Here is a 7,291-nt window from a genome sequence, read left to right as displayed (position 1 = left end):
CCGCCGCGGCCGCCATCTCGCATCTACCGCATCTGCTTGCCGAGGCGCTGGCGGTCACCGCCGCCGAGGTCCCGCTGGCTTTCGCGCTGGCCGCGGGCTCTTTCCGGGACGCCACTCGGGTAGCCGGCACCGCTCCGGATCTGGTGCGGGCGATGTGCGAGGCCAACACCGGCCAGCTGGTGCCCGTCACGGACCAGGTCATCGAGTTGCTGAGCCGCGCCCGCGATTCGCTGGCGCACAACGGCTCGGTGGCCGAACTGGCCGACGCCGGCCACGCCGCCCGCATCCGTTACGAGAGCTTCCCGCGTTCTGACATCGTCACGGTAGCTATCGGAGACGAGAAATGGCGCGAGCAGCTCGCCGCCGCGGGACGCGCCGGTGGTGTGATCAGATCCGCTCTGCCAGTCCTGGATACTCCACGATGAACCCGTCACCGTCGACAGTGACGACCGTGTCGGCGACCGGCGACCGCAGCTTGATTGCGTCTAGACGTCCTTCGCTGCTATAGCTCACGGTGTCGGCAGTGACCGACATCTCGGGTACGTTGACGTAGACCATCGGCAGTGCGATCGATGCGGCACGCTCATGCAGACCGAGGCGGCGGATCGGCAATGCGTTGAAGAACGGGCTGAACACCACGTCGATGTCCAGCGCGCCGTTATACGCCGCACGCCTTTCGCCCTGGTGGTCGGTGACCAACCACATGTTCTCCTCGTCGCGGGCGATAGCAAGCTGGCGTTCCCGCTCGGCCAGCGTGACGGTCAACCCGAACCGCTTGGTGGCGCCGGACTCGTCGGTCTGCACCTCGTAGAAGGCCCCGAACGCCGGGTTGGTTGCGGTGGCTGCTGCCACGATGCGGCCGTTGGCTCTGATTCTCTTGCCGGATACCTGGATTCGTACCGATTCCATGCGTGAGACGTCCTGTGCGCGCCAGGTCAACATAGCCGGCCAGGCGCGCCCAGTCGGAGAAGAGAGGGCTGCGTTCACTCTTCTACCGTAAGACCTGTCCATCCATCGCGGCGGATTTGTCGCTAACTGCAGCGTCAATTCTATGATCTGGCCGCCCAGCAAGTCCCCGCAAACGACTGGTGCCAGGCACCGCCGCCCATACCGCCACCGCCAGCAGCGCATCCAGGATCAACGCCAATGCCGCCACCATGAGCGCACCGACTAGCGCGATGTGGAACTGACGCTCTCTGATCCCGTCGATCAGGTACCGGCCCAACCCCCCGAGGCTGGCGTAGGCGGCCACCGTCGCGGTCGCGAGCACCTGCAACGTCGCGCTGCGCAAACCGCCCAGTAGCAAGGGCAGCGCGTTGGGCACCTCGACGTGTAGCAGCACCCGGGACTCGGTCATGCCCATAGCCCGGGCCGCATCCACGACCAACGGGTCGACATTAGCGATACCCGCATAGGTGCCGGCCAGCAGCGGCGGAACGCCCAGCAGCAGCAACGCCACGATAGGAGGCCCCAGTCCCAGCCCGAACAGCAGCACACCCAGCAGCAGCACACCCAGCGTCGGCAACGCACGCAATCCGTTGACCGCACTCACCACGATCATTTGGCCGCGGCCGGTGTGCCCAATGATCAGCCCGATCGGGACGGCGATCACCGCTGAAGCTGCCACGGCCAGCGCGGTGTATTCCACGTGCTCGACCGTGCGAGCCGTCAGGCCGGCCGGTCCGGTCCAGTTGTCCGCCGTGCCCAGATAGGACAACGCCTGTTGCAGGAAGTTCATCGCGCCCCGCCGACAATCGGGGATCTGATCCGCCGGCGGTTGCGTGCGGCCCGCTCCCACGGCGCGGCCAGCCAGCCAGCGAGGTTGAGCAGCACATCAATGCAGACAGCCAGCGTGAACAGCGCGATGATCCCGCCCACAACCTGGTCGCTCTTGTTCAACTGATAGCCCGTAGTGAACCAGGTGCCCAGGCCGCCGATGCCGATCACCGAACCCACGGAAACCATCGCGATATTGGTCACCGTAATCACGCGCAACCCGGCCACCAGAACCGGGATCGACAGGGGGAGTTCGACTTTGAGCATCCGGGTGATCGGCGAGTAGCCGACTGCGATGGCCGCATCGCGCACCCTCGCCGGCACTGCATCCAGCGCCTCGAGCACGGCACGCACCAACAGCGCTGTCGTGTATGCCGTCAGTGCGACGATGACGTTGGCCTCGTCGAGGATGCGGGTTCCGATGATGAGCGGCATCACCACGAACAGCGCTAGAGAAGGGATAGTGAACACGATGCTGGCGGTTGCCGTGGTCAGTCTGCGCAGCATCGGCGCGTGCTGCACGGAAATGCCCAGCGGCACCGCGATCGCGATCCCGATCAGCACCGGAACCAGCGATAGCCGCAGATGAACCACGGTCAGCGCCCAAGCGCTGCCCAGGTGGCTGATCAGATAGTGCACCTCAGCCCGGCCTTCGGGATTGCACCGCGGTCAGCACGTCGGCGGCCCGCACACCGCCGATGACCTTGCCGCCGCCGTCGACGGCCACACCTATCGACGCAGGTGAGGACAGTGCCGCGTCCAGTGCCTGGCTGAGGTTGCCGTTGGGGCGAAACACCGAGCCGACGATGGTGATGACGTCCGACAGAGCCGCACCGCCGCGGTGACGCCGCAGACCGTCGGTGTCGATCCACCCCAAAGGGGCGCGTTCGTCGTCGACTACCAGCACCCAGCCGTCGGGGAGTTGCCATTCGTCGAGCCTTGTGACCGAAACGCACTCGAGGTCATGCAACCATAGCCCTGCGCCGTCGATGAGCTGCAGCAATCGATAGCCGCGGCCAAGACCGATGAATCTGGACACGAATTCGTTGGCCGGTCGCGAAAGCAGCCGGGCCGGTTCGTCGTATTGCTGCAGCCGACCGCCGGGGGCAAACACCGCAACCACGTCGCCGAGCTTGAACGCCTCGTCGATGTCGTGGGTGACGAAGACGACGGTTTTGTGCAGCTCGCTTTGCAATCGCAAGATTTCGTTCTGTAGGTCGTGGCGAACCATCGGGTCGACAGCGGAGAATGGCTCGTCCATCAACAGGATCGGCGGGTCGGCCGCCAACGCCCGGGCCACTCCGACGCGCTGTTGTTCGCCTCCCGAGAGTTGAGCGGGATAACGGGTGGCGACTTTGGGACTGAGCCCGACACGTTCGAGCACCTCATAGGCGGCGTTGCGGGCCGAGCGGCGGGACTGTCCTTTGAGTACCGGCACCGTCGCGACGTTGTCGATCGCTCGTTGGTGGGGCATCAGCCCGGCATTCTGGATGACGTAGCCGATTCCAAGGCGCAGCTTTACCGGGTTGACCGTTGACACGTCGGTGCCGTCGACGGTGATGCTGCCCGAGGTCGGCTCGACCATTCGGTTGATCATTCGCAGTGCCGTGGTTTTGCCGCAGCCGGAGGGGCCGACGAAGACAGTGAGCACACCCTTAGGGACTTCGAGGCTTAACTGGTCGACGGCGGTGGTCCCGTCGGGGTAATGCTTGGCGACCCCTTCGAAGCTGATCATGGTCGGAGAGGGTGATTGAAATCGTTGTCTTGCAGCCATTTGCGTGCCGCCTGGTCGGGGTCGACGCCATCGTTGCCCGACACCGCCGCGTTGAGTTTGGCCAGACCTTCGGTGGTCAGCCGGGCTGATACCGCGTCCAAGACATCTTTGAGGCGATCCGACTTCTTCCGCGAATTCACCAGCGGCACAATGTTGCCGGCCAAAAAGTTGTGGTCCGGATCCGCCAGCACGATCAGATTGTTCTGGTGGATCGCCGGCGAGGTGCTAAATATGTCGGCGGCAGCCACCGTGCCGTCCATCAATGCCCGCACGGTCACCGCACCGCCACCGTCATTGACGGTCATGAAATTGATCGGCATGATGTCGAGCCCATACTTTTGACGCAGTCCAGGCAATCCGGACGGCCTGGTCTGGAATGCCGAGGGCGCCGCGAACTTCACCTCCGCGGAATGGGTTGCCAGATCGGCGATGGTGGTTAGGTGCCATTTGGTGGCGGTCGCTGCGGTGACGGTGACGGTGTCGGTATCGGAGGCCGGTGACGGCGTCAGAATCGACAGGTCCCCGGGCAACCTTTTGTACAGTTCCAACTCGACGGCATCGAGCATGGTCACTGTGGCCGCGGGCTGAAAGTACAGCAGCAGATTACCGATGTACTCCGGTACCAGGTCGATGGAATGGTCTTTGAGCGCCGGTATGTAGGTCTCGCGACTACCGATTCCCAGCCGCCGGCCTACGTTGAAACCGTTGGCCTGCAATGCCTGTGCATAAATTTCAGCGACGATCTCCGATTCCGGGAAATCTCCAGATCCAACCACGATCGAGTTCAGGTTGCCGGTCACCGAGCCGAATGGGTCGGCCGTGCCGCAGGCCGCCACCGGGCCCGCGGTCATCATGCATATCGCCGCGGCGAGTGTTGCGCGCTGCACGCGCCGCAGCATCCTCATGCTGGTGACACTATCGCTAGCAGCCCCGGGGTGCCGCGATAACTTGGCCGGGCACGCAGTCTCTCGCCCGGTTTAGTTTGATTCCGTGCGGGATGGGAAGAAGATGGCATTATGACCAGCAATCCTCCCGGCTCACCTGCTCAGCCGCCCCCGACGGCCAGACCTCGCGCGACGGCTAAAGACCCGGCGGTCAAGTTCACCCGCGCTGGTGCCCTGTGGTCGTCGTTGATTGCCGGCTTTCTGATCCTCATTCTGCTGCTGATTTTCATCGCCCAAAACACAGCGGCCACGCCGTTCACCTTCTTTGGTTGGCACTGGACCCTGCCGCTGGGAGTCGCCATCTTGTTGGCGGCTGTCGGGGGCGGACTGTTGACGGTGGCGGTCGGCACCGCACGAATCATTCAACTGCGGCGGGTGGCCAAGAAGACGCACGCCGAGGCTATGCGGTCAGCTGGCCCGCCACGTTGACTGTGCGTCGCGAATTACTGCTGTGGCTCGCCGCCCCGGCAGCTAGGAGATCGGCTTAGAAATTTCGGTCAAGCCGCGCGAAATCAATGGCGACACAACGTCGGGCGCCGCGTCGGAGGAATCGATTTTCCCATCGGCCAACTCAGCCATGCGCCTGCGGAAATCGATGCCGGCAGCGATGATGGCCAGCTTGAAGTAAGCCAGCGCCATGTAGAACTCCCAATGCCCCAGCGGCATCCCGGAGACCAGCGAGTACCGGTCGGCCAGCTCGTCGGCCGTTGGCAGCAACGGCGATGTCCAGGCAGCCTGCGCGTTGACGATCAGATCTAGCGCAGGGTCGCGGTATACGCACATCAGGGCGGCGTCGCTGAGCGGGTCGCCCAGCGTGGAAAGCTCCCAGTCCACCACTGCGAGCACTTTCGCCGGGTCATCGGCGTCCAGGATCGTGTTGTCGATCCGGTAGTCGCCGTGCACGATCGAGGTTCGGGTCTGCTTCGGAATGGCTTGCTGCAGGGCAGAATGCAGCCGCGCGACGTCGTTGTCGCGGCGGTCGTCGGACAACCGCACCAGCTGCCACTGGGAGCCCCACCGACGTACTTGGCGCTCTAGGTAGCCGTCAGGTTTGCCGAAATCGCCCAGCCCGACAGCGCTCGGATCGACGCTGTGCAAGTCTGCCAGGACCCGGATCAACGTGTCGACGCAGCCGTCGATGGTCCGACGGCCCAATACTTCGAGTTCGGTCCGCCGGCGCACCACCTGCCCGGCGACGAACTCGACGATTTGGAACGGCGCACCCAGCACCGAGCTGTCCTCGCACAATGCAATCGTGCGGGCCACCGGAACCGGTGTGCTCTGCAACGCGGCGACGACCCGATACTCGCGGGCCATATCGTGGGCCGAGGGCGTCAGCCCGTGCAACGGAGGACGACGCACCAGCCAGCTCGTCGCCGCGTCATAGACCCGGAAGGTCAGATTGGAGCGGCCGCCGGAGATCAGTTCGCCCCGCAACTCACCGTCGCGCGCAATGCCGAGCGAACGCAAATACCCGTCCAGGGCCGCCACGTCCAGGCCATCAAGCCGGTCAACCGAAGTCACCGAACTTGTTTACCACCGCCTAGCTACCAGCGCTGGTTCCGGGGCAGCAGATCCCACACATGCTCTGCCGAGTTGACCGTTACGACCGTCGCCTGACCGGTTCTGGAAAACAACAGCCGGGTCAGCGACGCATAGTCGATGGGAAAAGACAACAGCCGTGCCGTGCCCAAAATCTCGTGCAACACCACGTTGATCACGCCGCCGTGGCTAAAGGCCGCAACGGTGTCGTCGGGATCAGCGGAGCCCACCAGGTCGTCAATAGCTGCGCGGACCCGGGCCCGAAAAGCGTCCTCGTCGACGGCGCTGGGCAGCTGCCCTTGCGCCATCCGCGCCCATTCCTGGGGATGATCCTGGCGAATTTGCTCGACGGGGATGTACACGGGAAGGTCGCGATCGTACTCGGCGAGCCGCTCGTCGATTTCAACGGGCAGTTCCCATCCCGCCGCAACCGGTTCGGCGGTCTGCAGGGCGCGGCGCTGCGGGCTGCTGACCACCCGGGCGATGGGAAATCTGGCCAACGCCTCGGGCAGCCGACCCACCTGCGCCAGCCCGGTTTCTGATAGCTCGGGGTCAGCGCCTTCACCGTGTTCGCTGCGCAATGGCAACGCGTGCCGCACCAGAAGCAGTTGCATGGGACAAGCCTTGCATGTGGGCGTCGGGGCCTTCTTGCCGCGCGCGAGAGTGCTATTTTCCAATCTGAGAGCGCGGTGTGCCGATGATGGCGACCGCGAGCGGCAACGAGAAACTTGGCATCGTGCGGGAAAACGGGGATCCGAAGCTCACCGAAAAATAGTCCGGGCCCGCTGAAATGGGTTACGCGGACCAGCTTTTCAACCTCGCGCGGTGGTCAGCCTCAACCCACCCGAAATCGTGGGCGCCGCACTGTTCTTAGCGTCTGCCGCATCCAGTTTCACCACCGGCTCGATTGTCCAGCCCGACGGCGGCATCCCCTGAGAGATAGGAGCACTTGCGGGCCTTGGGGTTTCTCCACTGAACCGGAATGCGACCTCTCGAAGTGCTGTTCCCGGGCTGCGAGGCGCTGCCACTGGATGACCAATGGATGACCATGGATGACCAACTCCGCCGGATCGTCGATCCGCTCAAGCAGCAAGTTCGCGACCAGGGCCGGTAGGCACCGCATATGATTCCAGAACTCGGCGGGCAGGGCCTCGGCGCGGTATAGCTGACGTTGATCGACGAGATCCTGGGCCGCAGCCCGTGGGCGCCGATCGTGTTCGGCACCCAGGCGTGGCCTGACGCATCGAGTGCGCGG

General features: G+C 64.3%; 9 protein-coding genes and 2 pseudogenes. 4 read left to right on the top strand and 7 right to left on the bottom strand.

Going from position 1 to position 7,291, the window contains the following annotated elements; genetic code table 11:
* On the top strand, positions 1-425 hold a 425-nt coding region (locus tag F0Q45_RS22980), incomplete at its 5' end, for a prephenate dehydrogenase dimerization domain-containing protein (protein WP_149656107.1).
* On the opposite strand, the gene F0Q45_RS22975 is transcribed toward F0Q45_RS22980, so the two are convergent.
* Genes F0Q45_RS22975 through F0Q45_RS22955 form a run of 5 tightly spaced genes read right to left on the bottom strand, consistent with a single transcriptional unit; the run spans position 388 to position 4,455 of the window.
* On the bottom strand, positions 388-1,011 hold the full coding sequence (locus F0Q45_RS22975; RefSeq protein ID WP_373425068.1) for a putative glycolipid-binding domain-containing protein: 624 nt from the start codon (positions 1,009-1,011) through the stop codon (positions 388-390). The genes F0Q45_RS22980 and F0Q45_RS22975 overlap by 38 nt on opposite strands.
* The gene (locus tag F0Q45_RS22970) at positions 992-1,738 is read right to left on the bottom strand and encodes an ABC transporter permease (RefSeq protein WP_149656105.1); all 747 of its coding nucleotides are present in this window, start codon (positions 1,736-1,738) and stop codon (positions 992-994) included. The genes F0Q45_RS22975 and F0Q45_RS22970 overlap by 20 nt, the downstream gene beginning before the upstream one ends.
* On the bottom strand, positions 1,735-2,415 hold the full coding sequence (locus tag F0Q45_RS22965; RefSeq protein ID WP_149656104.1) for an ABC transporter permease: 681 nt from the start codon (positions 2,413-2,415) through the stop codon (positions 1,735-1,737). Before F0Q45_RS22965 ends, F0Q45_RS22970 begins: the two co-directional genes overlap by 4 nt.
* Position 2,416: 1 nt before the next feature.
* A complete protein-coding gene (locus F0Q45_RS22960; protein WP_149656103.1) occupies positions 2,417-3,511 on the bottom strand; it encodes an ABC transporter ATP-binding protein in 1,095 nt (364 codons plus the stop codon).
* Positions 3,508-4,455, bottom strand: coding sequence for an ABC transporter substrate-binding protein (locus tag F0Q45_RS22955; RefSeq protein WP_149656102.1), 948 nt, complete (start codon positions 4,453-4,455; stop codon positions 3,508-3,510). The genes F0Q45_RS22960 and F0Q45_RS22955 overlap by 4 nt, the downstream gene beginning before the upstream one ends.
* 111 nt (positions 4,456-4,566) lie before the next feature.
* Between F0Q45_RS22955 and F0Q45_RS22950 the strand changes: the two genes are divergently transcribed.
* On the top strand, positions 4,567-4,923 hold the full coding sequence (locus F0Q45_RS22950) for a LapA family protein (RefSeq protein WP_149656101.1): 357 nt from the start codon (positions 4,567-4,569) through the stop codon (positions 4,921-4,923).
* Positions 4,924-4,965: 42 nt separating this feature from the next.
* On the opposite strand, the gene F0Q45_RS22945 is transcribed toward F0Q45_RS22950, so the two are convergent.
* Positions 4,966-6,018, bottom strand: coding sequence for a phosphotransferase family protein (locus F0Q45_RS22945; protein WP_149656100.1), 1,053 nt, complete (start codon positions 6,016-6,018; stop codon positions 4,966-4,968).
* 23 nt (positions 6,019-6,041) lie between these two features.
* Positions 6,042-6,650 carry a histidine phosphatase family protein gene (locus tag F0Q45_RS22940; protein WP_149656099.1) on the bottom strand — a complete coding sequence of 203 codons (609 nt, stop codon included), beginning with the start codon at positions 6,648-6,650 and terminating at the stop codon, positions 6,042-6,044.
* A 223-nt stretch (positions 6,651-6,873) separates the two neighbouring features.
* Between F0Q45_RS22940 and F0Q45_RS22935 the strand changes: the two are divergent.
* Both F0Q45_RS22935 and F0Q45_RS22930 read left to right on the top strand, forming a co-directional pair.
* Positions 6,874-6,972 (top strand): annotated as a pseudogene (locus F0Q45_RS22935) (short-chain dehydrogenase); the annotation flags it as partial.
* A gap of 46 nt (positions 6,973-7,018) precedes the next feature.
* Positions 7,019-7,291 (top strand): annotated as a pseudogene (locus F0Q45_RS22930) (acyl-CoA dehydrogenase family protein); the annotation flags it as partial.

Source organism: Mycobacterium simiae (assembly GCF_008370645.1).
In the GTDB taxonomy this organism is placed as follows: domain Bacteria; phylum Actinomycetota; class Actinomycetes; order Mycobacteriales; family Mycobacteriaceae; genus Mycobacterium; species Mycobacterium simiae_A.
Note: the sequence above shows the minus strand (reverse complement) of the source record. Positions and strands in the feature narration are given on the sequence as shown.

Bases quoted from the DNA above. Each gene is read 5' to 3' on its own strand.
- F0Q45_RS22975 (WP_373425068.1), bottom strand. From the start codon at position 1,011: ATGGACAGGTCTTACGGTAGAAGAGTGAACGCAGCCCTCTCTTCTCCG.
- F0Q45_RS22970 (WP_149656105.1), bottom strand. From the start codon at position 1,738: ATGAACTTCCTGCAACAGGCGTTGTCCTATCTGGGCACGGCGGACAAC.
- F0Q45_RS22960 (WP_149656103.1), bottom strand. From the start codon at position 3,511: ATGATCAGCTTCGAAGGGGTCGCCAAGCATTACCCCGACGGGACCACC.
- F0Q45_RS22955 (WP_149656102.1), bottom strand. From the start codon at position 4,455: ATGAGGATGCTGCGGCGCGTGCAGCGCGCAACACTCGCCGCGGCGATA.
- F0Q45_RS22950 (WP_149656101.1), top strand. From the start codon at position 4,567: ATGACCAGCAATCCTCCCGGCTCACCTGCTCAGCCGCCCCCGACGGCC.
- F0Q45_RS22940 (WP_149656099.1), bottom strand. From the start codon at position 6,650: ATGCAACTGCTTCTGGTGCGGCACGCGTTGCCATTGCGCAGCGAACAC.